Here is a 23,435-nt window from a genome sequence, read left to right as displayed (position 1 = left end):
GAGGGGGGAATCCTTAACCAATATGACCTGTGTCAGACAGGTGTCAAGCGGGTTTACTTTAGTTCAACCTCAGCACCAGCCTCCTCAAGTGCAGCCTTGAGAGCCTCAGCTGTAGCCTTGTCGACACCCTCCTTGATGTTCGTAGGTGCAGCGTCGACTAGCTCCTTAGCCTCCTTGAGGCCAAGACCAGCGTGCTCCTTAACAGCCTTAACGACTGCAAGCTTAGCAGCGCCAAAGCTCTTAAGTACAACGTCGAAAGAGGACTTCTCCTCAGCCTCTGCTGCAGCACCAGCTGCAGGACCAGCTACAGCGACTGCTGCAGCTGCAGGCTCGATACCATACTCCTCCTTGAGTAGCTCCTTGAGCTCGCTTACTTCCTTTACTGTGAGATTAACAAGAGTCTCTGCAATAGCCTTTATATCTGCCATGTCTGTATTGATGTTATATTTGTTTCTGATTGAAGTGATTTCTTAGATGTTTATTGCCTCTCGGCTAGGGTATCTAAGACCCCATGGATAGTGCCAGCTGCTGAATCAAGCTGCCCGAGTACGCCCTGAACTGGGCCCTCCAGCATAGCCACGATGTCAGCAATGAGCTCTTCGCGACTCTTGATATTGACAAGAGTCTCGAGTTGGTCAGCTCCGATGTAAAAGCCCTCCTGAACGTACGCAGCCTTTAGGTCGGGACGTCCGAGTTCTTTATTGTCGGAGCGGAAAGCCTTGATCGCTTTAGCAGGAGCATTAGCAACCTCTGAAAACATGACTGCTGTGTTGCCCTTGAGAGACTCATAGAGCTCTGCGTAATCGACAGATTCGATTTCGCTGAGGGCACGACGCATCAGCGTGTTCTTGACTACGACCAGCTTGACGCCACTCTTGTTGCAGAGACGGCGTAGTTCGCTCGTCTTCTCAGCATTGAGTGCCTCGATGTTGGTCAAGTAGAAGTTGGGGTAGCTCTCTATATAAGAGTGTAACTGCTCGATGACAGTTGACTTCGTTTCCTTTTTCATAGAATTGTGTTTCTTAGATGGTGAGACGTTATTCTACTACGGATACGACTGACTTGGGATCTACTTTGATCCCTGCACTCATTGTTGTAGAGAGGTAGATGCTCTTGATATAGGTTCCCTTAGCAGAGGAAGGCTTCAGGCGTACCACCGTATCGATGAACTCCTTAGCGTTTTCTCTAATTTGCTTAGGGTCAAAAGAGATCTTACCCACAGAGGTATGTATGATACCTGCCTTGTCTACCTTGAAGTCGATCTTACCAGCCTTAACCTCCTTGATAGCAGCACCGAGATCGTTTGTTACGGTACCGCTCTTGGGGTTAGGCATCAGACCACGTGGTCCTAGTACACGACCCAAGGCTCCAATCTTGCCCATGACGCTAGGCATGGTGATGATCACATCGATGTCAGTCCATCCAGACTTGATCTTGTTGATGTACTCATCGAGACCGACATAGTCGGCTCCAGCCGCTTGCGCCTCTGCTTCCTTGTCTGGAGTACAGAGTGCTAGGACACGTACCTCCTTACCGATACCATGAGGCAGTGAGACAGTGCCACGCACCATCTGGTTAGCCTTGCGAGGATCGACACCCAGGCGAATGTCTATGTCTACTGAAGCGTCAAACTTCGTGAAGGTTATCTCCTTCAGAAGCTTGGAAGCCTCATCTAGTGAATAGGACTTGCCTGCTTCGACCTTACTCGCTACTATCTTCTGATTTTTTGTTAGTTTACTCATTTCAGTTGATTGCGATTAGAGATTCTCAGGTTTCGTACCCGTCACACTAATCCCCATACTACGAGCTGTACCAGCGACCATTTTCATAGCCGACTCGACAGCAAAGCAGTTGAGGTCAGACATCTTATCTTCTGCTATAGCCTTAACTTGATCCCAAGTGACTTTAGCAACTTTGATTCGGTTGGGTTCTGCTGAGCCGCCCTTAGCCTTACTAGCCTCTAGTAGCTGTACGGCTACAGGAGGAGTCTTGACGATGAAGTCAAAGGACTTGTCAGCATAGTAGGTTATCACGACTGGCAATACCTTACCAGCGCGATCCTGAGTCCTGGCATTAAATTGCTTACAAAACTCCATGATGTTGATACCCTTAGCACCAAGTGCCGGGCCTACAGGAGGCGAGGGGTTAGCGGCCCCTCCTTTGATTTGCAGCTTAAGCTGCCCTGCAACTTCTTTTGCCATGTTGTTATTCGATTATATTATAAACAGATACACACGGAGGTCATCACTGCATCTAGGGTAGTATCCTCGTGGAGCGAGTAGAGGTCTTTAAGTTGGAAGCTAGACCACTGCTCGACGCTATCCGAGAGAGTTAGCACTACACCTATGTGAGCAACTATGAGTCGGTATGCTCGATCCGTAACAATCTTCTATTCCTTCTCGACCTGTGTGTAATCAAGCTCCAGTGGAGTCTTCCTTCCGAAGATCTTCACCATCACCTTGAGCTTTCTCTTATCACTCTTGACCTCATCGATTGTTGCTGAGAAGTCTGAGAATGGACCATCAATGATCCGTACAGACTCGCCAACGCTATACTCAACGTCAAAGCGTCCAGCACCCTCAGCATCGCGATCGGCTTGTCCCAAGAGATCCTGTACTTCTTGAGTACGCAGGGGCTCTGGAGATAGCTGACCATCAGTCATACGAGAGTTCAAGAAACCTATTACATTAGGTATCGTGCATAGTGTGTGCTCTGTATCTCCAACGAGTGCAGCCTCCACCAGCACATAGCCAGGCATGTAGGGGCGCTCTTTGACGACCTTCTTGCCATTGCGCTGAGAGACCACCTGCTCGGTGGGGACTAGTACACGACGTACGTACGAGCCTAAAGTTCCATTGGACTTAGCCGCTTCTATATACTCACAGACTTTCTTTTCCTGTCCGCTGAGGACACGAAGAACGTAAAATCTCATGGGTTGTGAATCTTGACTCATGTCTTTAGTTTAGATTAGATTCGATGATATAGAATACGGTTGATCCGTTTGTGACTACTCGGTAAAGCCTTTACTAAGAGATATGGATAAAGGGGCTTCACAAGCCCTGCCTAGAGTCTGCCGTGCTTGTGTCACACGTTTGCTCCTAGACTCTGCTTATCTCTCTAGGCTTAATAATATCAATGCTCTATACTAGATGCGCTGTCTAAACAAGGCCGTAGACAAACTGCATGAGCTGCTGGAAGACAAAGTCTACGCCTGCGACAAAGATGGCAATAATCACCGAGGCAATCATGACGACCACTGTGCTATTGATCAGTTCGCTACGACTGGGCCAGCTAACTTTGTGTACCAACTCGTTGTAGCAGTTTTTGGTGTAGGTACCTATACGCTTGAAAAAGTTCATAAGAGCATCTTATAGTTTGCACGGGTTGAGAGGCTCGAACTCCCGACACCAGGTTTTGGAGACCTGTGCTCTACCAACTGAGCTAAACCCGTATGATTTAGTATCGTCTCGTAGTGGACCCGTCTACTCAGATAGCGCAAGACGAGTTTTGTGCCGTGTGTGACTCCTGTCAGTCAGGAGAGATCCGGTCTGCTAGAGATGATGACTGTGGGGGTGAAAAACTCCTCATAACTCCCCCTCCCACTATGATCATTGCTCCGCGGGGAGCGAGTCTATATTTAGTGGGGGAGGGAGTTGGGAGAAGTTAGGTTGCTGACTAGCCTTAAGTAGGAACGAAAGGCTGAGTCAGCAAAGGTTTATTAGTCCTCGAGTGCAGTGATCTGACCAGCACCGACCGTACGACCACCCTCACGGATAGCGAAGCGTAGACCTACGCTACAAGCTACTGGAGAGATGAGCTTGACGTCGATGGTGACATTATCACCAGGCATTACCATCTCTACACCCTCTGGGAGTGTGATCTCGCCCGTTACGTCTAGCGTACGGATGTAGAACTGAGGACGGTACTTGTTGTGGAATGGTGTGTGACGACCACCCTCTTCCTTCTTCAGGATATAGACCTCAGCCTTGAAGTGATCGTGAGGCTTAACCTGTCCTGGGTGTGCGAGGACCATACCGCGCTTGATCTCGTCCTTGTCGATACCACGGAGTAGGAGACCTACGTTATCACCAGCCTCACCCTCATCAAGGATCTTGCGGAACATTTCCACGCCAGTTACGACGCTCTTCTTACCCTCAGCACCTAGACCGATGATCTGAACCTCGTCGTTGACCTTAACGACACCAGTCTCGATACGACCAGTAGCGACGGTACCACGACCTGTGATAGAGAATACGTCCTCTACAGGCATTAGGAAGGGCTTGTCGATGTCGCGCTCAGGCAGTGGAATCCACGTATCTACAGCCTCCATAAGCTCCATAACCTTCGCTACCCACGTAGGCTCTCCATTGAGAGCTCCAAGAGCAGACCCCCGGATTACAGGTGTATTGTCACCATCGAACTCATAGAAGCTGAGTAGCTCACGCATATCCATCTCTACGAGCTCAAGCATCTCCTCGTCATCAACAAGGTCACACTTGTTCATAAAGACAACTAGACGAGGTACGTTGACCTGACGTGCTAGTAGGATGTGCTCACGAGTCTGAGGCATAGGACCATCAGTAGCAGCAACTACGATGATAGCACCGTCCATCTGAGCAGCACCAGTAACCATGTTCTTGACATAGTCGGCGTGGCCCGGGCAGTCTACGTGTGCGTAGTGACGATTTGCAGTCTCGTACTCAACGTGTGAAGAGTTGATGGTGATACCACGCTCCTTCTCCTCGGGTGCGTTGTCGATAGAGTCAAATGAGCGAGCCTCTGTGAAGCCTGCGTCAGCTAGCACCTTGGTGATTGCTGCGGTTAGCGTAGTCTTACCGTGGTCTACGTGACCGATGGTACCGATGTTGACGTGTGGTTTCGTCCTTTGAAAATGTTCTTTAGCCATAACCTTGTTCTTATGTTTGTCTTAATCTTGTTCGTTACAAAGGCTAACCACCCTCCACAGTCTCACTTGGATCTGTGTGCTAGGTGCTGCCATATCTAGAGCCGATGCCGGGATTTGAACCCGGGACCTCTTCCTTACCAAGGAAGTGCTCTACCACTGAGCTACATAGGCATATTGTTGTGTGGGCAGTGATGGATTCGAACCACCGTAGGCTTGCGCCAGCTGAGTTACAGTCAGCCCCATTTGGCCACTCTGGTAACTGCCCGATTGCTGTTTCGATCTGTGTGGCCAAGGCACTTCTCACGCTTGAGAGAGATGAATGGCATCACAAACTGAGTGCAAATGTACGAACTATTTTGGAAACCCCCAAACTTTCGGGCAACTTTCTTTTCAAAAAGTGCGTACCAAGAGTGTGATAGTGCGTAGTAGATAGTGGATAGGGAGTCTCTCCCTCTAAGCTCTGATCAACTCTAGTCGCTAGCGAAGACCCGCTACTCACTATCTACTACTTACCAAAACTATTTATTTGCTTTAGCGCGATCTATCTGACGCTTGAGCGCATCGATAGCCTCATCGATAGCCTCCTCAAAGGATGCTGCTCCCTTCTCAGCGTAGTGGTCATAGCCTGGTACTGCTAGACGGATGGCAGCTATCTTACCTTGGGTAGCGTTTGACTTGTCTAGTCGCAGCGTGACCTCAGCTTTGCTAATGGTGTCGTCAAAGCGTGCAAGGCGATCGATCTTCTTTTTTGCAAACTCTTGGAGTGCCTCACTGGCATCAAACTGTAGAGACTGGATGTGTACGTTAATCATAGGTGATACTTGATTTTGTGCTCTAGGGTGAGCGTGATACAATTGTTTGAGCTGCTCGAAGGAGGTGTGCGTGTATCGAGTGGTCGTATCTAGGTTGCTATGCCCTAGTAGCTCTTTGATGGAGGTGATCGGAGCTCCAGCATTGAGCATCTCAGTAGCAAAGGAGTGTCTCAGCGTGTGAGCTCCTCTGCGGGGCAAGCCTGGCACAACATCGAGTGCTTTGTGTACCACTTGATAGACGTCAGCTCCTGAGAGCGGTCTGCACTTCAAAGTAACAAAAAAATAACGAGACTGACCCACTTTTTGCTCCTTTAATGTGAGATAAGCCTTCATTTGCTCTTTTAGGGCCTCTCCAAAGGGTACGATACGCTCCTTGCGCCCCTTACCCACCACGCGTAGAGACATGGAGGCGAGGTCGACTTGCTGCGTCTCTAGGCTAGCCACCTCAGCACGGCGCAGGCCTGTCTGGTAGATAGTCTCTATGATGAGCCGATTGCGTACCGCGAGAAAGTCCTCGGGATCGGTCGAGATCGTCTCTAGTGCATCCTCTATCTGGGCCTGTGTGAGGAAGGAGGGGAGTGTGTGCTCTCGCTTGGGCCCTCGCAGATAGCGGGTCGGGTTGTCGTCGATGAGGCCTCGTAGCTGGAGATACTTGTAGAAGGACTTGACGGCGCTCAGATTCTTGTTGACTGTCGTGCTGGTCAGCTCGTTGTCCATCTGCTGCATGATCCAGTTGCGTACTAGATCTCGATCGGCATCACCAGGCTGCCACTCATCGCTGGCCAGCTCCAGGGCACACTCCATATAGGAGGTGATGGCGGGGCGGTAGGTGGTGAGCGTGAGCGGCGAGGCGTTTCGCTCCAGTCGCAGGTACTCCATAAAGGCCTCCAGCGTCTGCTGAAGTGCTTCGGTCAGCATGATGTTTGTGGTTGATACGTGATTCCGAGGAGCTTACAGAGCTGTGGGGCAAAGTCTCCAAGGTTAAACGGTCTGGAGCACAGCTCTTCTAGATAAGACTTAACTCTTGGATACTCGCGCTCCATAAGAGGCGATACGTAGGCTAAGAAAAGTACTTGTCCGATGCTCCCTTTAGGGATCTGATCTGATCGATATGGATGCCACTCGCCAAAGGCTCCAGACGTAGAAAGAAAGAGAATAACTGATGGTGTCTCGGCATAGTAATCAATTATCTCCTTAAAGATATAGTCTTCATAGGAGACTAAGTTGTAGTACTGAGCTAGGTTGTCTCTACTGTCGCCATCTAGCTCCGTGGGCGGGTCAATGGTGTTTCGATTAAAAGGGGTAAAATCCTCTGGTACTCTATACCAAATGTTGGTGGCACTCCCCACTAGATGTATTGTGGAGACGAGTGGACGCTCCTCTGCACGGTGTAAGTGCTTTAGTACATCTCCATCGTAGGTGTGGCGCGCCGTCTTGGTCTCTAGCCCTGTCCGTAGATTGGTGTGGTAGGAGCGATCGCAGTCTAGGGCTAACTGAGGGGTTACGTCTAGCCCTATACCCACTCGAGGATAATTGCTCACCCAGTAGGAGTCATAGCCAGCTTCTCGTAGTATACCATAGATCGAGGGGTGTCTATCCCAACTCTCTGTAGACCCCTTAGGGCAAAGGCTAAAAGTCCAAGCCTTAGATAGTCCAAGATTATCAGAAGCCGCATAAGTACTATCCGAACGAAGAATGGCTCCTGTGTCTATCAACTTATCTAAGAGTGGTGTGTTCTCATCTACTTGAGGGTCATAGCAATGCATCAATTGCGCGTAAAGTTCATCAACCCATACGATTACTACGTTGTGTGGCTCCTTTTGCAGAGCACTTGAGGAGACTGATCCTGCCTTAGGTCGTGCGATATGGTAGTTCAGACCACTCTGAGCTATCTGTCGCTGTGCCAAGCCTTGCGCCACACAGATCCGCTCCGTTGAGGTGAGTATCTCATAAATTGGATCATTATGGTTGTAGTGGCTTATCATGTTTGCGACATGAGAGATGCTCACAATTAGTAGGATAGCACCCACTGCCCATTGCACTCCACAATGGAAGCGTTTCGACTGGTTACTTAACTTGTGCAGCTCTCTAATAGCATAGGGGAGAGCGATTGAGAGGGTTAGAGCGAGTACCAGTAGGGCACACTCTGTAAGTAACGACAGCCAGTCTATATGCATAGAGGTTAAGAAGCCTTGTGCTTCCTCTGGATTAGTCGCCATCAAGGGCTCTATAATTACATCGTTGAACGGCATCTGGTAGGTCTCTACTAGAAACCAATCAGTGAGGTGCATCACCAGGAGTCCCCCTAAGAGGACTCCTATCCAGATCCTTCTAGCCACTCGCCATGGTATGAATGCCGTGAGTAGCCAGCCTGTGAGAGCTATGCCCAGCATATTACATAGCATTCGCCAGTTATCTAGAGACAAGTATCCGCCTGAGCTATATAGTACAGACCCTACAATGCGTCCATTAAGCCATAATATCCCTATGATGAAAAGCGGCAACCACGATAACTGTGCTAATCGACTTACTACGCCTCGAGCGTAATTGTTTAGTCTATTCATTGTAGCTGGTTAGGGTATTTAGGTTCGAAGGCTACCTCCTCTCCCCACTCATGTACCTCGCGCGGGCGTGATGCGTCATATTGAGCAGACCAAAGCTCTATCTGGGGGGAGGAGTAGGGCACCTGTATCCCCATTAGACTAAGCAGTGAGTTGGTGAAGAGATCTGTCATAAAAGGTCTGTGACAGGCTCCCTTGACGAGCTTTACAATGTCTGGATTCTCTGCCATAAATTGATCTGACATATAAACCATAAAGGGAATGGAGAGTGAGTGCTGTGTCATACTATGGGCAGTACTGTGAGGCTCCAAGGGATCATCGTAGCGAGTTACTGCATGGTCGGACATGTATATGACAATTGAGGAGGTGTGACTGTAGTAACGGATTATCTCGCTGACGATCCAGTCATTGTACAGTACAGAGTTTATATAGTGAGCTGACTTCTCAGCCTCTTTAGATAGGAGGTGAGGCTCTATAGGGTGGATGTCTTCTGACTTGAAGACTCCAAACGGCTCGGGGTAGCGATCTTTATAGTCAATATGACTACCCATTAGGTGGACTAGGGTGAATAGATTCGTTTTTCCCCTCATGGCAATTGTCTTGTAGTCTTGCAGTAGAGGGAGGATCAGCTCATCATACTTCTTCTTTTCGGCACCTCTACTCCACAGCCAGGAGACTGTAGAGTCCAGTATATCCGTGCTAGCCAATGTGTCTGAGGTGTTTGCTATAACCGTAATGTCTGTCATATACTCTCCAGCTACCTCTTGATTGGTTGCCCAGTAAGTGCGGTAACCTGCTTGTGAGAAGGCTAGAGGAAGTGTGGAGGTCTCATCCCAAGGTCGACTAGGATTACGCGCATCTCTTATGGAGAAAACCTTGCGCAGAGACAAAATCGTCGTAGGGGCGCAAGAGACTACATCATCATATAGCACGAGACTACCAGCCTGCACGAGAGAGTCTAGATGGGGCGTGTCTTCAAGTGGATAGCCGTAGCAGTGCATATCCAGCCGACGTAAAGACTCGCCCATGATAACGACGACATTGTGAGGTGAGCTGACTTGATTGGTGATTGTCACTTCTGGTAGGTGGCTCCTTAGGTAAGCGAGTTTCTCCTTGGCGTGGCGCACGGTTTTTAATCCCCCACGAGTTGTGGCTATATACCTATTAACCATATCCGCCGAGCGGTAATAACCATAAGAGTCTTGTAGCCTGACATCGACATCTCGTTGAGCCCGCACTGTGACGACTATATATGTGGGTACAGCAAGTAGTAAGATGCAGGCTATCAGACGCCAGGGGCGGAGGTCTTCTCTACGATATCGATAGAGCCATATAGCACCATAGGATGCAAGGGCTAGGATGAGTAACCAGCCGATCGCTTTAAGCCAGCTCATCGTGGGGATAGAGCTGAGGAGTAGGCGACTATCCACGCCCTCGCCAGGGAGCTGACGGTACTGTAGTGCAACGCTGTCGTTAAGGAGCACTTGCACATCCGTAATTAGGTAGTATTCGTATATGAAGAGGAGTGAGAGGAGTAAGACTACGACACCTGATAGTCCGTAGCGTATCAACTTACGCTGAGGTAGAGAGACGAGCAGTGCGCAACTCCCTACAAGGAGCACACACCCACCGAGCCAATTGACCAAGACCGATCCACTGACCAGCTGCCCAGATGTGTATAAGTATAGGCAGAGCAAAAACAACTGCATGAGTGGCAGGAAGAGCGCAAGAAAGGTCTGCTCCCGCATTCGCTCCCAGATCTTGCTTAGTCGCATTTGTATTGATTGCTTCATATAGCCTTTATGTCATTGTTCCTCTGCTATCTATGGCATGAAGACAACAAGTCGTGGACCTGGGACTCTTGCTACAATGCCTTATAGCTTATTGCCTTTTGGATCAAAATAGGAGAGCACATCCTCTAGAGCATAGAGGTCGTTGTGCTAAGAGGTTCGCATCTTGAATATGCATCTCCTGGCTACAGGCGTGACCATATCTATCGTTATGTAATGGCACCGCTGTAAGTTCTTTTGAGGTTAATGGCTGCATAGGGTTATCGACGAGGTCGTGTTACAGCAGAGGAAGTGGACGCCTCTTGCCCTGACGCATGAAGTAGATCTCGAGATTGGGGTCTTGCCCACGAAGGCCTGTGACGCGCTCGTTGAAAGCGTCATACAGGATCTCTATATTGCCTACCCTTTTGATAAGGCTGGAGAAGGCGTCGTAACGGATGTCGTAGCCTCCGATCCGTCTGACGCGGTCGGAAAGCATCTCGTAGTCTATCTCGCAGGTACCGACCCGCTCCAGTCGATCCGAGAGCATCTGATACTTAAATGTGTAGGGGCCAAATTGAGTCACTCGGTCGGAGAGAGGCTCGTACCTCACCTGCCATCCATAGGGGAGCTGGTAGACCCCGTCGCGGTAGGAGTAGGCGGGCTGACCTTTTGAGTCATAGATGATGACATCCTCCAGCATCCCATCACGCAGCACGACGAGCAGCTGCCTGCGCACTATGATGCCGATATGCCGGCCTGATATGCCCGCTCCGACAGCTGTCGGGGGCTCCTGATAGTCATAGGGGTTAGGTCGTCTATTGATATACTCCCACGTGCCATTGGGGTAGAGCATCACCTCATCGCCATCGCTCGTGATGGCACGCACCTGCGCCATAGCATAGGTCGCTCCTAGGAGTAGCAGGAGTGGTAAGAGTAGGGCCTTTAGGGTAAAGTGCTGCATAGTTGTAGAGCCTAGATGATATGTGCAAAGGTAGCAAAATAGAGAGAATAGTGTGTGGCAAAAAGTTCCCAGACTGGGAAAATTCAACGCTGGCTCGTTACAATAATTTAGGCTCGACAACATATTGAAATGGCGCTGTGTCGAGGAAAAGTGATTTCCACGTGGATATTTCAAAATCTCCACGTGGGGAATAAAAAATTCTTCGGAGGAATCAAATGAAACTTCGGAGGAATGAAATGAAACTTCGGAAGAATCAAAACGCCCCCACGTGGAAAAAGAAAAATATCCACGTGGAGATTTGAGATTTTCCACGTGGATATTCGATAAAGGAGGGAATCGGACGAATTTCCCCGTAAAGATATGTAAATAGAGACTAGAGGTTAGAAGTTAGAGATTAGAAGTTAGAGATTAGGGATCCGATCACTCTGATAGCTCCGATGGTTCCGATAGCTAACAGCCAACAGCTAACAGCCAACAGCCAATCCATGGCTGACACATTATACATAGTACCCTCATCTATGCCTTGCTTGTCGCTAATGGGGCGCTTATAGTGCGTCAGCCCTGTCTCTCTGCTTTATTTCTCTGCCAAGAACTGGGAGTGTGCAGTTGAGGTGGTGGCGTTACTTTGTAGCGTCAATTCGCATGACGTTCTTCGCAACATCTCGACCTTTGTTGCCAGGCTCTATGGTAAATGAGACTCTATCTCCTTGCCTTAGCTCGTTGAAGTCTGCATCTCCAGACACATCCGAAAAGTGGAAGAATAGATTTTGTGGAAAGTGCTCAATAAACCCATAGCCTTGCAGGACGTTGTTGATTACACCTACCAGTCTCTCTTTTTTCGGAAGTTCAGGTGCTTTGTAGACGGTGTTTTTGGACACAAAAAGTCCATTGATCAGTGGATCTGACTTTGAGACTCGATTGTCAATGATCTCGTGCATTGCAACTGGGTACGTCACCTCCTCTAGTAACTCTTGAGACGTTTGTGTTTTCATGGTTTTCCCAGTTTCTTCATTCGTGTATTCAAAGTCCCAACTTAAGACCATAACACGAGTCCCTAGTGTGTTTAGCTTCTTGATTAGAGGGACATAATCTCCGTCTCCAGCAATGAGGACCAACACACTAAATCGCTTATAAAAAGATTGTTCGAAAGCCTCTAGAGCTAGCCAGACGTCAATTCCCTTTTCCTGCTTTCCGCCACCTTGTTTGTTTTTCAAAGGAAGGTAGTGGGTGGTTACACCCTCTGCGCTAAGGATGTCGTCAAACAGACGATCATTAAAGAGCGTGTTCCCCTTTTCTTTTGCTTCGATAGCACTTAATCGGCCTCGAAAGTAGTGCGCGTCAACTATTTGACACTTTCGAGCGTCTATGCCTTCCTCTTTGGCTACTTTCTCTTTGATAAAGTGGTGTAATCCATTAATGTTCAATCGGCTTTTGCGCTCGTGGGAGTAAGTGTAGAAGTTGCTTACGTGTAGGAAGTAGTTTCCGTCATAGAATACGCCAATGCGAGTAAGTTTGTTGTCCTTTTCCATAATAAAGTGATGCTTAGATGGTACTGTAAGATGCAATCAATAACGTGTGATTGCCTTCTGCAAAGATATACGTTTTAACGAAGTTGTGCAAGTAGCAGAGTGGGGTAGATTTCCATACATTCCAGTGCCAAGTGACACGCGGTTACAAACAGAATAGAGGCGGGCAACCAGTCTTGTCGTGCTGTCTTAATTGCGGACTACTGGAAAGTCCCTTAGTTGGGAGGGTTGGGAGCTTTTTTGTATCTTTACGGAGCAAACAAAAAAACAAGAATACGTTACTATGGCAAATATCAAAGAGTATATAGCGGAGCATGAGGGCCGCTTTCACGAGGACCTGTACGGTCTCGTGCGTATCCCATCGATCAGCGCACAGAGCGAGCACAAAGCTGACATGCAGCGTGCTGCCGAGTATCTGCGTGACCACCTGCTCTCACTAGGTGTGCAGGAGGCGGAGGTGATGCCTTCGGAGGGCAACCCCATCGTCTTCGGACACTACAAGCAGCCAGGAGCGACGAAGACGATCCTCGTCTACGGTCACTATGACGTGATGCCCGTGGAGCCTCTGGATCTATGGGAGAGCCAGCCGTTCGAACCTGAGATACGCGATGGCCGCATCTACGCTCGTGGCGCCAATGACGACAAGGGGCAGATTATGATCCAGCTCAAAGGCTTCGAGACCGCTAAGGCACTTGGCTTGGTCGGGGTCAATGTGAAGTTTATCTTCGAGGGTGAGGAGGAGATCGGCTCAGGGAGCTTGTCGCCTTTCTGCCGTGAGCACAAGGATCTGCTGGCAGCGGACGTGATTCTCGTCTCTGACACAACGATGCTGAGCGAGGAGACGCCGAGCATTACGGCGGGTCTGCGTGGTCTGGCTTACTGGCAGGTGGAGGTGACGGGTCCTAATAGGGATCTGCACTCGGGTCACTTTGGCGGCGCTGTCGCTAATCCAATCAATGAGCTGTGCAAGATCATTGCTCAGATCGTAGACGACAAGGGACGCATCACGGTACCTGGCTTCTACGACAAGGTGTTACCACTCTCCGATGAGGAGCGCGCGATGATTCGCAAGGCACCTTTCTCCGAGGAGGCTTACTGCCGTGCGCTGGACATCCGTGAGACGCAAGGCGAGGAGGGCTACATCACGCTAGAGCGCAATAGCTGTCGTCCTTCCTTTGACGTGTGCGGTATCTGGGGTGGTTATCAAGGCGAAGGTGCCAAGACGGTGCTCCCCTCGAAGGCTTATGCTAAGCTCTCTTGCCGTCTGGTTGCTAATCAGGATCATGAGGAGATCTCCCGCCTGATGAAGGAGTATATCGAGCAGATAGCACCTAAGTCTGTACATGTAGAGGTGACGCCGATGCACGGCGGTGCGGGCTACTACTGTCCGCTAGACCTCCCTGCTTACCAAGCAGCTGCTCAGGCGGTCGAGAAGGCTTACGGGGTGGCTCCGCTAGCGATACGCAGCGGCGGTAGCATTCCGATTATTGCTGCTTTTGAAGAAATTCTCGGACTCAAGACGGTACTGATGGGCTTTGGTCTAGAGGAGGATGCGATCCACTCGCCCAATGAGAGCTTTTCGGTGGGCGTCTTCCGCAAGGGTGTCGAGGCGGTAGCTGAGTTTTACCGACTATTTAACTAAACGGGCATGAGTAGTATACTAATTAAGGAGTCGCTCATCGGAGGGGCGACGCAAGATCTCTTGATCGTGGACAATCGTATCGACAAGATCGGTACGGACCTGCTCCCGATCGATGAAGATACGATCATCCTCGACGGCCGTGACAAGGCGGTCGTGCCAGGACTCTGCAACGGACACACACACTGTGCCATGACGCTCTTCAGGGGGTATGGCGATGACCTGCCGTTGCAGACGTGGCTGGAGGATTACATTTGGCCAGTGGAGGCACACATGACGGAGGAGGATATCTACGTCGGTGCTTTGCTCGGCTGTGTGGAGATGATCCAGAGCGGGACGACCTGCTTCCTCGACATGTACACAGCGCCTGAGGCGACCGCTCGTGCGGTGCTAGAGACAGGCATAAGAGCTAATCTGAGCTATACGCTCTTCGATCGTGGCGATGCCGAGCGGGCACAGCTTGATCGCGACAATTGCTATCGCTATGAGCAGCTCTTTGCAGAGCTCCCTGAGCGGATCGGATGGAGTGTGGGACCACACGCTATCTACACCGTTTCGGGTGAGCAGTTGCACTTTGCCAAGGAGTTTGCCGAGGAGCATGAGATCCCCATTCACCTGCACCTCTCCGAGACAGAGCGTGAGGTGAAGGATTGTATTGCCGAGCATGGCACGACGCCTGTCCGCTATCTGGAGCAGATCGATGCGCTCTCGCCACGCTGCATCATGGCGCACAGCTTATGGCTGGACGATGAGGAGCTAGACATCCTAGCACGTCACGGCTGTACACTGGTTCACAACCCGGCGAGCAATATGAAGCTGGCCAGTGGTGGGCGCTTCCGCTACGAGGAGATGAAGGAGCGGGGCATCCCTGTGGCTATTGGTACGGACGGCTGCTCCTCGAGCAACGACCTAGACATGTACATCGCTATGCGTATGGCTTCGCTCCTGGGCAAGGTGTGGCGCTACGACCCGACAGCGGTCTGCGCTCCCGACATCTACCGCTCGGCAACGGAGGTGGGCTACGCTATGCTGGGACTCAAGGGCGGACGCATCGAGGAGGGCTACCTAGCCGACCTTTGTCTCATAGACCTCAAGGCGCCGAGCATGGTGCCTTGTCACAATCTTACTTCTAATCTCGTCTACGCAGGCTCCTCGACGATCGTCTCGACGACTATCGTGGACGGAGCAATCCTCATGCGTGACCGTGAGATCGTCGGCATGGAGCGCATCATTGAGATGGCTCGTCGCACGGCTCACGACCTACTTCACCGTAAGGGGTAAAGACCTATTCACTATCAAACGAACATAGACTATGGACTTTCAAAAATATCAGCAAGCAGCCGACTATATCAAGAGCAAGATAGCGGCACAGCCCCGCGTGGGCATCATACTAGGTAGCGGCCTGGGCAATCTAGCCAACGAGATCGCTAACCCGACCGTCATCCCATACAGCGAAATCCCCAACTTCGCACACTCGACCGCTATCGGGCACAAGGGTAACTTCATCTCTGGCACGCTGGGCGGTGTCCCCGTCGTGGCGATGCAGGGACGCTTTCACTACTACGAGGGCTACCCGATGGAGGTGGTCACGCTGCCAGTGCGGGTGATGAAGCTCCTCGGCATCGAGATCCTCATTGTCTCCAACGCTGCGGGCGGCATCAACCCGAACTTCCACGTGGGTGACCTGATGATCATCAGGGATCATATCAATATGTTGCCCAATCCGCTCATTGGTCCTAACGATGAGAACTTTGGGGTCCGCTTCCCCGATATGACGCGAGCTTACGATCGTGAACTGATTGCGCTCGCTGAGACCATCGCCCAGGAGCAAAAGCTGGCGCTCCAAAAGGGTGTCTACGTAAGCCTCACGGGTCCCTCCTACGAGACGCCCGCAGAGTATAAGTATTGGCAGACGGTCGGCGCTGATGCGGTCGGCATGAGCACGACGCCTGAGGTGATTGTGGCTCGCCATGCGGGTATCCGCGTCTTCGGCATGTCCGTCATCACCAATGAGGGGTGGCACTTCGAGGGAGACTACACGAACGATGGCGACGAGGTGGTCGCCGCCGCCAATGCCGCCTCCAAGCGTATGGGTGCCCTCATCGCAGAGCTCATAGCCCGTGCCTAACTCGATAGACGACGAGACGATCGCCTCACAGCTTGCCACCATACGTGCTGCGCTCCGCACATGCATGGACGGCTCTGTGGCGCAGTCGATGCGGGATTCGGGACTGGACTACCGCTACAACTGGGGCTGGACACGTGGCTATCTCCTAGAGCTTGCTGCGCAGTACCAGCCCTCCCGACAGCTTGCCGAGGCACTGCGGGACACCTCCGTGCGGGAGCTGCTGATCCTCTCCACGATGCTCTTCCCCCGTGAGGAACTTACGGAGCAAGACGTAGCGGCTTTCCTCGAGAAGGCAACCAATGTGGAGCTACAGGAGCAGCTCGCCTTTAACCTCCTATCATACGCGCCACTAGCCATTCGCTGGGCGGAGGAGGTTGTCTTAAGCAACGCTACAGATGAGTCGAGGCTCTACGTGGCGCTCCTGACCATCGCAAACTATACGAAGCGACAGCCTGACAAGCCTGTGCCTGAGAAACTGACGGAGGCTTTGGAGTCGTATGTTTCTGCCGAAAAGCTACCGATGCATTGTCGCCGTGTGGCGTATGATCTGCTGGTTACATTAGAAGAGCGCACTGCAAGCAATGAGTGACGCATACTTTATCTCAGAGGTGTCGTGGGAGGTCGCCAACAAGGTGGGTGGCATCTACACCGTCCTCTCGTCACGAGCAGGCGAGATGATGCATCGCCACGGGGCGGAGCAAGTTCTTTTCGTCGGTCCTCGTCTTCGACCGATGGAGGAGATGGTAGACTTTCGCACGAAGACCTTTTGCACCACCCTGCCCAGTCACATCTCGCTACTGGGCGTGGAGCTACCGATCACGCAGGGCTACTGGCTCACGCCTGGGGGTGAAGCGCAAACGATCCTCGTGGACTACAAGCCGCTCGTCATAGTCCGTGATCAGCTCTACTACCTCATGTGGCAGCACTACGGCATCCAGTCGGACCTCGGTTATGGCGACTACGACGACTCCTGTCTCTTTGCCCTTGCAGCTGCCGCGACACTGCTCGCTGTGACTCCGCAGCTCGCATCGCCTGGGAGTCAGCCGATAGCTATTTATAATGAGTGGATCACCGGCATGGGCTTGCTCTATCATCACCTGCAGCAGCCTGACCTGCGCTCGCTCTTTATCACCCACGCTACGACCGTGGGGCGCTCTATCTGTAGCAATGGCAAGGATCTCTACCGCTACTTCACGGGCTATCACGGAGACCAGATGGCAAGCGAACTGCATGTCGAGGCGAAGCATGCGCTAGAGAAGGCGGCCGCCCATACCGCCACCATCTTTGCGACGGTCAGCGAGGTGACCGCTCTGGAGTGTACACAGCTTTTGGAGCGTACGCCGGTGGTCTTGCCGAATGGCTTCCACGCATTGGCCACAAGTCGCTTTAAGACGAAAGCTCGCCAGCGACTAATAGACGCGGCCAGCCGGCTTTATGGCAAAACCTTTGACCCTGAGCGCACGACGCTCGTCGCTACCTCAGGACGCTACGAGTATCGCAACAAAGGAATCGACCTCATCGTTGCCTCGCTCGAGAGCCTCCTCCAGCAGCAAGCGAAGCTTTCGTCTGACCTCATCCTTTACTTCTTCATTCCCGCTTGGGTTGCCGAGCCTAGAGCCGACCTCGCCTATCTGCTCAGTGATACCGACCCAGAGAGCGGTATCACCCCGTTACAGTATCCTTACTTAACGCATTGGCTACACAACTTGCGGGAGGACACCCTCGCCGGACGCCTCGGCGCACTCCTCGAGAGAGGAGCGACAGCGCAGCACATCTATCCGATCTTCGTGCCCACCTACCTCGATGGTCATGACGGCATCCTAGACCTTCCTTATTATGATCTGCTGAGTGCCCTCGATCTGACCCTTTTCCCCTCGTACTATGAGCCGTGGGGCTACACGCCGCTGGAGAGCATCGCCTATGGCGTACCGACGGTGACGACCGACTTGTCTGGCTTTGGGCAAGCGATCCTAGAGCTCTATGGCGAGCCTGCTACAGACAGCCTGCAGCACGGCGTGCAGGTCATCCCGCGTCGTGATCATGACGACGCCTTTGTGACAAAGGCACTGGCGACGATCCTAGAGCAAGCTACCGCAGGACTCCCGAAGGCGTGCTACAAGCAAGCTCGGCAGACAGCCTCCCAAGCACTTTGGGCACACTATTACAACTATTATATAGAGGCTTACCGTCAGATGATGACGCTGAGCTAGTTGATCAGCTGCGTGCGACTATCCTGATCGGCGATGGCAGGCTCCTTCTCGGAGCGTGGCACCATGCTCTGGGCGAGGTAGTCAGGACGATTGGCGTAGATGTATAGGACGCTGCCCCCCTTGATCGCATCGATGATCGGACGCGCCAGTGCACGAGGCACTGCGGGGCAACCGTAGCTACGCCCGAGACGTCCCTGTCGGATGATCTGATCATTGACATAAGCGGCACCATGTACGACGATAGCACGAGCCCGTGCCTGATCGTTGTACCCACGCTCCAGCCCGTCAAGACGTAGCGAGTAGCCGTTGCTCCCGCTGTAAGTCTCATTGGTTAGGTAGAAGCCCAGAGAGCTCTGATGAGAGTTCGGTTGATTGGAAAAAGAGGTAGCGTAGTTCTCCCCGCTACCACGTCCATGCGCACAGAGCGTAGCGTAGAGGAGCTTACCCTGCTCCATATCGATGACAAACATACGCTCCTGAGTCGAGGGCTTGGAGAAGTCCACAATGGTGAGCCGTGAGCGATGCTTGTTTGAGATCTGATTGTATCCCCGCACGCCAAGACTAAAAGCCTCAAACGAGAGCCTCCCCTCCAGTCCCATCTGCTGGTAGAGCTGATTGATCTGCTGTCGCTCTGCAGAGGTAGGTACGACCGTCACACGGTGTCCCGTAGGCGGTATGTCCCACAGCGAGACATCAGACCCAGCTACGTAGCTAGGCACGAGTATCATCAAGATTATCAACCATCTAAGTGAAGAGCTGTGAAGCGTATGCATATCTAGTAAAAGGCTCATTAACGTGCCAAAGGTACGAAAAAACGAGCAGACTGCTAAGCTTAGCAATCTGCTCGTCAATTGTAGATATGGTCTCTAGGACTAGCCTTGTGAGAGAGCCTCTTGTCGGACTCGAACCAACGACCCCGAGATTACAAATCACGTGCTCTACCAACTGAGCTAAAGAGGCAAAAGGGCGAGCAATCCACATCGCGCCGCTACAACCCGCTACCCTTGCTGCGGTCAAGCCCTGGGGGATTCACAGGGAGCTGGCCGTGTGGCACTCGCCCGGATCACAAAGGTACGACAATTTTCTTAATATGCAAGTCTTGCCGGACCTTATTTGCGTGAGAGTCTGTCGACTACTTGTATATCTCGCTGAGTATCTGATCGATCTGCTCTCCGCGAAGATCGCGCTGCATAATGACTCCGTCAGGCCCTATGAGCATAATCTGAGGGATACCCATGATGCCGTACAGTGAGGTAGCGTGATTGTTTTGCTCATCGTAGATCTGTGGGTAGGGGATCTGTAGCTCCTTGACAGCCTGTAGATGGGTCTCGTGGCTATCCTCCCATACACCGACACCGAGTACGAGCAGACCCTTGTCCTTGTACTTCTTGTGCATCTGGATGAGCGTGGGTATCTCGTGACGGCAAGGACCACACCAAGAGGCCCAGAAGTCAACGAGCGCATACTGCCCCTGACCGACGTAGTCTGAAAGCTTGACCTGCTCACCATCTGTGGTGATGCCCGAAAAGTCTGCAAAGGGCTTGCCGGCTTTCGTATTGATCATCCCTTGGATCAGCTCTTTTAGCGAGGTATAGCTTGGGAGTCGCTTGACGTTTTCGCCCATCTCCTCAAGAGGCTGTTGAAACTCAGAGAGGTCGTCAAAGAGGTACATAGCATACTGCATAGCACGTAGTACGAGGGGGTTGTCTTTTTGCTCTGCAACATACTTACGGACTATCTCCTGACCAGCAGCCCGATCGATAGAGTCGGCCTGCATGATGACCATAATGTCTTGCTCGAAGGCGTTGCACGCATCGTTGGCGGGAGAGCCACTGACTCGTCCATCGCTGAGGTTGTAGTCTAGAGAGGTCCCCTCGTAGACAAACTGAGCGTTGAGCTGCGTACCCTCACAAGAGAGGAGGTAGAGGTACCCTTTCTGCAGGTTGTCTAGAGACAGGCTGGCGACTGTGTCCTGGATGACAATACTGTCGATCGGCATCTTAGGGTCAGCCTCGTCGTAGAGATAAGCTGTCAGACCAGATAGATTGCCCTCGAGCCCGTGGAGCTGTAGCGTCGTCTTCTTGTCGCGATTACAGCTGCTTAGCACTAAGAGCGAGCCTAGTACGACCAGCAGAGAGGAGAGGGATAGAGTTCGTTTCATATTATAGGTTGTTTGTTGATGATGACATAGACCGGGTGAAAGGTGAGTGTGACTCGACCTGACTCGTCTGCAAAGTTAGCAATATATTTATTCGTAAAGTCTCTGAGCTGCCTCGATGTGTGTATTTGTTGCGGCGCATTGGGTAGCTGTGCTGTGCCGGTATGGCGCAGATGTTGTAATACGGCTAGAGGATCGGCAAAGGGGATGACGAGTTGCTCCGCATGGATCTCGTAGGAGTAGCCAAGCTCCTGCAGCGTGCTGTGCCAGTTGGCTAGCGAGGGGTAGTGTAGTCCTTGCCCTGTGAGCTGTCGTAGCTCGAGGAGGTTGTCTGGGCCGAAGGTGCTGACGGCTACGGTAGCCCGTGCTGAGAGCTCGTGGATGGTGCGCGCTAAGTAGGCGCATGGGTCGGCGAGCCACTGTATGGCGCTACTGGAGACAAAGAGATCGACACCGAGCCCCTCTAGAGAGAGCTCGGAAGCGTCTCCCACACGTAGCTCGGGGTGCGGGTCTCTCAGTTTAGGAACCTGAGCTAGGAGTGCTGGGGATAGGTCGGCGAGGGTCCAATGGTCGACCTCTACGAGCTGATCTATACGCTTCGTCAGTAGACCAGAGCCCGTACCCATCTCAAAGGCATGAGCAAAGTGACGCTTTGCCTTAGGTAGATGCTCTTCAAGTAGCTGCACGAGCCGATCGATGACGAGTCGCTGTGGCTCGGCTGCCTCGTTGTAATGGGCTGCTGCACGGTCGAACTGATGGGCGAGAGAGGTCATAGATGCTGGGTGGGGTGGATGAATGGTAGGACTCACTGGTTTACTCGATGCCTGTCCACAGCTCTCTCCACGAGTGCCATAGGTCAAAGAGATAGTGGTACCCGTCGGGGAGTAGTAGGGTGGGGACATGGACTGCCTCCCATAGCGTGGAGAGGTTTTTCGCAGGGAAGATCTGATCGCGCTCTCCGATGATCGCCAGATCCCACGCTAGGCGAGTGTGGGGCGTTGTCTCGGGCTCTTCAGAAGTGGCTAGACTGTCGTAGACCGCTTGCAGTTCGTCGCGAAGCTCTGTGGTGGCCCGCTCGGAGAGGATGTCGTAGAGCTGCTTGTATCGCTTGCCGCCACACATACGGCGGTTGAAGCGCTGGCGGTTTTCGTCGGTTAGTCCTTCTAGCGTTCCTATAAAGATCGCTCTGGGTATACCCCACTGGTCGTGCATAGGGTAGGGCGAGCCAGCGACCGCTATCAGACGCCGTGCGCTGGGTAGTATAGACCAGTGCGGCACAACCTGCTCGGCAGCCCAGACACCTAGCGACCAGGCTACGATGGAGACCGCCTGGTAGGAGTCCCAGGGTAAGTCTGCGAGATCGTTGCTCAGCTCGAGGGAGCGATAGTCGTACAGTGCGAGTAAGTCGCACTGGTCAGGCAAGGTCAGGTGTGAGACCGTGGCAGGCGTCATGCCCCATCCGCAGAAGTATATGATGAGTTGGCGAGCGGGAGCCTGGTCACTGTTTCGCTGGAAGGTGTACTGCATAAGCTCTAGGCAAGGTGTGCTAGGATGACTTGGCAGAGCCGACTGACATCTGACGAGGTCAGTCCAGCGGTCAGTGAGATCCTCAGTCGCTCGGAGCCGACAGGTACGGTCGGAGACATGATGGGGCGGATGAAGTAACCCTCCTCGTGCAGAGCTTGCGCCACGGCTCTGGCTCGCTCACGACTCCCGCAGAGGAGTGGTATGATGTGGCTGTGCGGAGTGGGTAGCAGTTGCTCAGGGAGTGAGGCCAGCTCGTCGGTCAGTAGTTGCTGTAGCTCAGCTAGGTGCGCTCTGCGCTGTGTGAGGGTGGGGAGCGCTTGCCAGACGGCTAGTATCCACTGAATGATGAGCGGGGGCAGCATGGTCGAGTAGATGAGGCTTCGGGAGCGTGTGATGAGTAGTGTGCGTACCGCCTCAGAGCAAGCCACATAAGCGCCCATAGATCCGAGAGCCTTGCCAAAGGTGCCGACAAGGAGATCGATCTCGGGAAGTAAGCCCAGCTCTTCGCACAGCCCATAGCCATGAGCTCCACGTACGCCGATGGCGTGCGCTTCGTCTATATAGAGTGCTACCTTGGGGTATCGCTTCTTGAGGCCCACGAACTCTTCTAGCGGAGCCAGATCACCATCCATGCTGTAGATGCTCTCGGCCAAGACGATGATGTGCTGGCAGCTCTCGGAGCTGTGATGCTTCTCGATGAGACGCTGGAGATTGGTCACATCGTTGTGGCGAAAGCGCTCGAAGGGCAAGCCTGAGAGTCGTATCCCGTCGATCATACTGGCGTGGATCAGCTTGTCTGCTAGCACCACCATGCCAGGGAGTTTGAGTGCTGGGAGGATGCCTACGTTAGCATGGTAGCCACTGTTAAAGAGCAAAGCAGCCTCGTGCTGTAGCGACTCAGCGATGAGTCCCTCGAGCTGGTGCATCACCGCACGATCTCCCGAGAGCAGACGCGAAGAGGTAGAGCCTATCTCCTTCGCTGAGAGCCTCTCTAGGCTGTTGGTCAGGTCGGTCTCCCCAGCAAAGTGACAGGTAGCGTCGTGGAGAGCTAGGTAGTCGTTGCTGTTGAGGTTGATGAGTGGTTGTGGGTGCGCGTCATCGGGCGCTCTGTAGCGACCATCCTCTAGAGGCTCAATAGGGGTTAGTGTGCGGAGTGCCTGCTCGTCCCGTAGCGTGGCGAGGATCTGCTTTATATGTGACTCGAAGTGAGACATAGACCTTAGTTGGTGTGGCGT

Annotated in this window: 22 protein-coding genes and 4 tRNA genes; 5 read left to right on the top strand and 21 right to left on the bottom strand. The window is 52.3% G+C overall.

The window, feature by feature from the left end:
• Positions 1-53: 53 nt before the first annotated feature.
• The 15 genes from rplL to Q2J34_RS01725 form a co-directional block, all read right to left on the bottom strand.
• On the bottom strand, positions 54-428 hold the full coding sequence (gene rplL / locus Q2J34_RS01795) for a 50S ribosomal protein L7/L12 (RefSeq protein WP_293964019.1): 375 nt from the start codon (positions 426-428) through the stop codon (positions 54-56).
• Positions 429-478: 50 nt separating this feature from the next.
• Positions 479-1,009 (bottom strand): 50S ribosomal protein L10, encoded by a 531-nt coding sequence (gene rplJ, locus Q2J34_RS01790; protein ID WP_298886351.1) that lies wholly within the window; start codon positions 1,007-1,009, stop codon positions 479-481.
• 28 nt (positions 1,010-1,037) lie between these two features.
• On the bottom strand, positions 1,038-1,742 hold the full coding sequence (gene rplA / locus Q2J34_RS01785; RefSeq protein WP_298886349.1) for a 50S ribosomal protein L1: 705 nt from the start codon (positions 1,740-1,742) through the stop codon (positions 1,038-1,040).
• Positions 1,743-1,757: 15 nt separating this feature from the next.
• Complete coding sequence (rplK, locus tag Q2J34_RS01780) at positions 1,758-2,201, bottom strand: 50S ribosomal protein L11 (protein ID WP_293964014.1); 444 nt, start codon at positions 2,199-2,201, stop codon at positions 1,758-1,760.
• A 188-nt stretch (positions 2,202-2,389) separates the two neighbouring features.
• Positions 2,390-2,932, bottom strand: a complete 543-nt coding sequence (nusG, locus tag Q2J34_RS01775; RefSeq protein WP_374041881.1) for a transcription termination/antitermination protein NusG — start codon at positions 2,930-2,932, stop codon at positions 2,390-2,392.
• Positions 2,933-3,158: 226 nt separating this feature from the next.
• Positions 3,159-3,359, bottom strand: coding sequence for a preprotein translocase subunit SecE (secE, locus tag Q2J34_RS01770; RefSeq protein ID WP_298886346.1), 201 nt, complete (start codon positions 3,357-3,359; stop codon positions 3,159-3,161).
• Positions 3,360-3,378: 19 nt separating this feature from the next.
• A tRNA-Trp gene (locus Q2J34_RS01765) sits at positions 3,379-3,451 on the bottom strand.
• A gap of 267 nt (positions 3,452-3,718) precedes the next feature.
• Complete coding sequence (tuf, locus tag Q2J34_RS01760) at positions 3,719-4,906, bottom strand: elongation factor Tu (protein ID WP_300969144.1); 1,188 nt, start codon at positions 4,904-4,906, stop codon at positions 3,719-3,721.
• A 99-nt stretch (positions 4,907-5,005) separates the two neighbouring features.
• Positions 5,006-5,077: transfer RNA gene (locus Q2J34_RS01755), tRNA-Thr, on the bottom strand.
• Between the two features lie 11 nt (positions 5,078-5,088).
• Positions 5,089-5,171: transfer RNA gene (locus Q2J34_RS01750), tRNA-Tyr, on the bottom strand.
• Between the two features lie 253 nt (positions 5,172-5,424).
• Positions 5,425-6,636: a ribosome hibernation-promoting factor, HPF/YfiA family gene (gene hpf, locus Q2J34_RS01745; RefSeq protein WP_298886338.1), complete on the bottom strand. Its 1,212-nt coding sequence runs from the start codon at positions 6,634-6,636 to the stop codon at positions 5,425-5,427.
• Positions 6,630-8,111 (bottom strand): sulfatase-like hydrolase/transferase, encoded by a 1,482-nt coding sequence (locus tag Q2J34_RS01740; RefSeq protein ID WP_300969143.1) that lies wholly within the window; start codon positions 8,109-8,111, stop codon positions 6,630-6,632. Before Q2J34_RS01740 ends, hpf begins: the two co-directional genes overlap by 7 nt.
• Positions 8,112-8,278: 167 nt before the next feature.
• Positions 8,279-10,072: a phosphoethanolamine transferase gene (locus Q2J34_RS01735; protein WP_300969142.1), complete on the bottom strand. Its 1,794-nt coding sequence runs from the start codon at positions 10,070-10,072 to the stop codon at positions 8,279-8,281.
• Positions 10,073-10,346: 274 nt separating this feature from the next.
• Positions 10,347-11,012 carry a hypothetical protein gene (locus tag Q2J34_RS01730; protein WP_300969141.1) on the bottom strand — a complete coding sequence of 222 codons (666 nt, stop codon included), beginning with the start codon at positions 11,010-11,012 and terminating at the stop codon, positions 10,347-10,349.
• A 620-nt stretch (positions 11,013-11,632) separates the two neighbouring features.
• Positions 11,633-12,541: an NYN domain-containing protein gene (locus Q2J34_RS01725; RefSeq protein WP_300969140.1), complete on the bottom strand. Its 909-nt coding sequence runs from the start codon at positions 12,539-12,541 to the stop codon at positions 11,633-11,635.
• Between the two features lie 280 nt (positions 12,542-12,821).
• Between Q2J34_RS01725 and Q2J34_RS01720 the strand changes: the two genes are divergently transcribed.
• The 5 genes from Q2J34_RS01720 to Q2J34_RS01700 are packed head-to-tail and all read left to right on the top strand — an operon-like array spanning position 12,822 to position 18,515.
• Positions 12,822-14,180 (top strand): dipeptidase, encoded by a 1,359-nt coding sequence (locus tag Q2J34_RS01720; protein ID WP_300969139.1) that lies wholly within the window; start codon positions 12,822-12,824, stop codon positions 14,178-14,180.
• Positions 14,181-14,186: 6 nt separating this feature from the next.
• Complete coding sequence (locus Q2J34_RS01715) at positions 14,187-15,458, top strand: amidohydrolase (protein ID WP_300969138.1); 1,272 nt, start codon at positions 14,187-14,189, stop codon at positions 15,456-15,458.
• 31 nt (positions 15,459-15,489) lie between these two features.
• Complete coding sequence (locus Q2J34_RS01710) at positions 15,490-16,305, top strand: purine nucleoside phosphorylase I, inosine and guanosine-specific (RefSeq protein WP_298888466.1); 816 nt, start codon at positions 15,490-15,492, stop codon at positions 16,303-16,305.
• The gene (locus Q2J34_RS01705) at positions 16,298-16,894 is read left to right on the top strand and encodes a peptidase (protein WP_300969137.1); all 597 of its coding nucleotides are present in this window, start codon (positions 16,298-16,300) and stop codon (positions 16,892-16,894) included. Before Q2J34_RS01710 ends, Q2J34_RS01705 begins: the two co-directional genes overlap by 8 nt.
• On the top strand, positions 16,887-18,515 hold the full coding sequence (locus Q2J34_RS01700; protein WP_300969136.1) for a glycosyltransferase: 1,629 nt from the start codon (positions 16,887-16,889) through the stop codon (positions 18,513-18,515). The genes Q2J34_RS01705 and Q2J34_RS01700 overlap by 8 nt, the downstream gene beginning before the upstream one ends.
• Here Q2J34_RS01700 and Q2J34_RS01695 read toward each other — a convergent pair.
• From Q2J34_RS01695 to Q2J34_RS01670, 6 genes are all read right to left on the bottom strand, one after another.
• Complete coding sequence (locus Q2J34_RS01695; protein ID WP_300969135.1) at positions 18,512-19,288, bottom strand: murein L,D-transpeptidase catalytic domain family protein; 777 nt, start codon at positions 19,286-19,288, stop codon at positions 18,512-18,514. The two genes, Q2J34_RS01700 and Q2J34_RS01695, sit on opposite strands and share 4 nt — an antisense overlap.
• A 114-nt stretch (positions 19,289-19,402) precedes the next feature.
• Positions 19,403-19,475 (bottom strand) — tRNA-Thr (locus Q2J34_RS01690).
• A gap of 172 nt (positions 19,476-19,647) precedes the next feature.
• A complete protein-coding gene (locus Q2J34_RS01685) occupies positions 19,648-20,676 on the bottom strand; it encodes a TlpA disulfide reductase family protein (protein WP_300969134.1) in 1,029 nt (342 codons plus the stop codon).
• Positions 20,673-21,446, bottom strand: a complete 774-nt coding sequence (locus Q2J34_RS01680; RefSeq protein WP_300969133.1) for a methyltransferase domain-containing protein — start codon at positions 21,444-21,446, stop codon at positions 20,673-20,675. The genes Q2J34_RS01685 and Q2J34_RS01680 overlap by 4 nt, the downstream gene beginning before the upstream one ends.
• Before the next feature lie 40 nt (positions 21,447-21,486).
• On the bottom strand, positions 21,487-22,200 hold the full coding sequence (locus tag Q2J34_RS01675) for a pimeloyl-ACP methyl esterase BioG family protein (RefSeq protein ID WP_300969132.1): 714 nt from the start codon (positions 22,198-22,200) through the stop codon (positions 21,487-21,489).
• 5 nt (positions 22,201-22,205) lie between these two features.
• The gene (locus Q2J34_RS01670; RefSeq protein WP_300969131.1) at positions 22,206-23,414 is read right to left on the bottom strand and encodes an aminotransferase class I/II-fold pyridoxal phosphate-dependent enzyme; all 1,209 of its coding nucleotides are present in this window, start codon (positions 23,412-23,414) and stop codon (positions 22,206-22,208) included.
• Between the last annotated feature and the right edge of the window lie 21 nt (positions 23,415-23,435).

Source organism: Porphyromonas vaginalis, assembly GCF_958301595.1.
GTDB classification, from domain to species: Bacteria; Bacteroidota; Bacteroidia; order Bacteroidales; family Porphyromonadaceae; genus Porphyromonas; species Porphyromonas vaginalis.
This window is presented reverse-complemented; position numbering and strand designations above follow the sequence as displayed.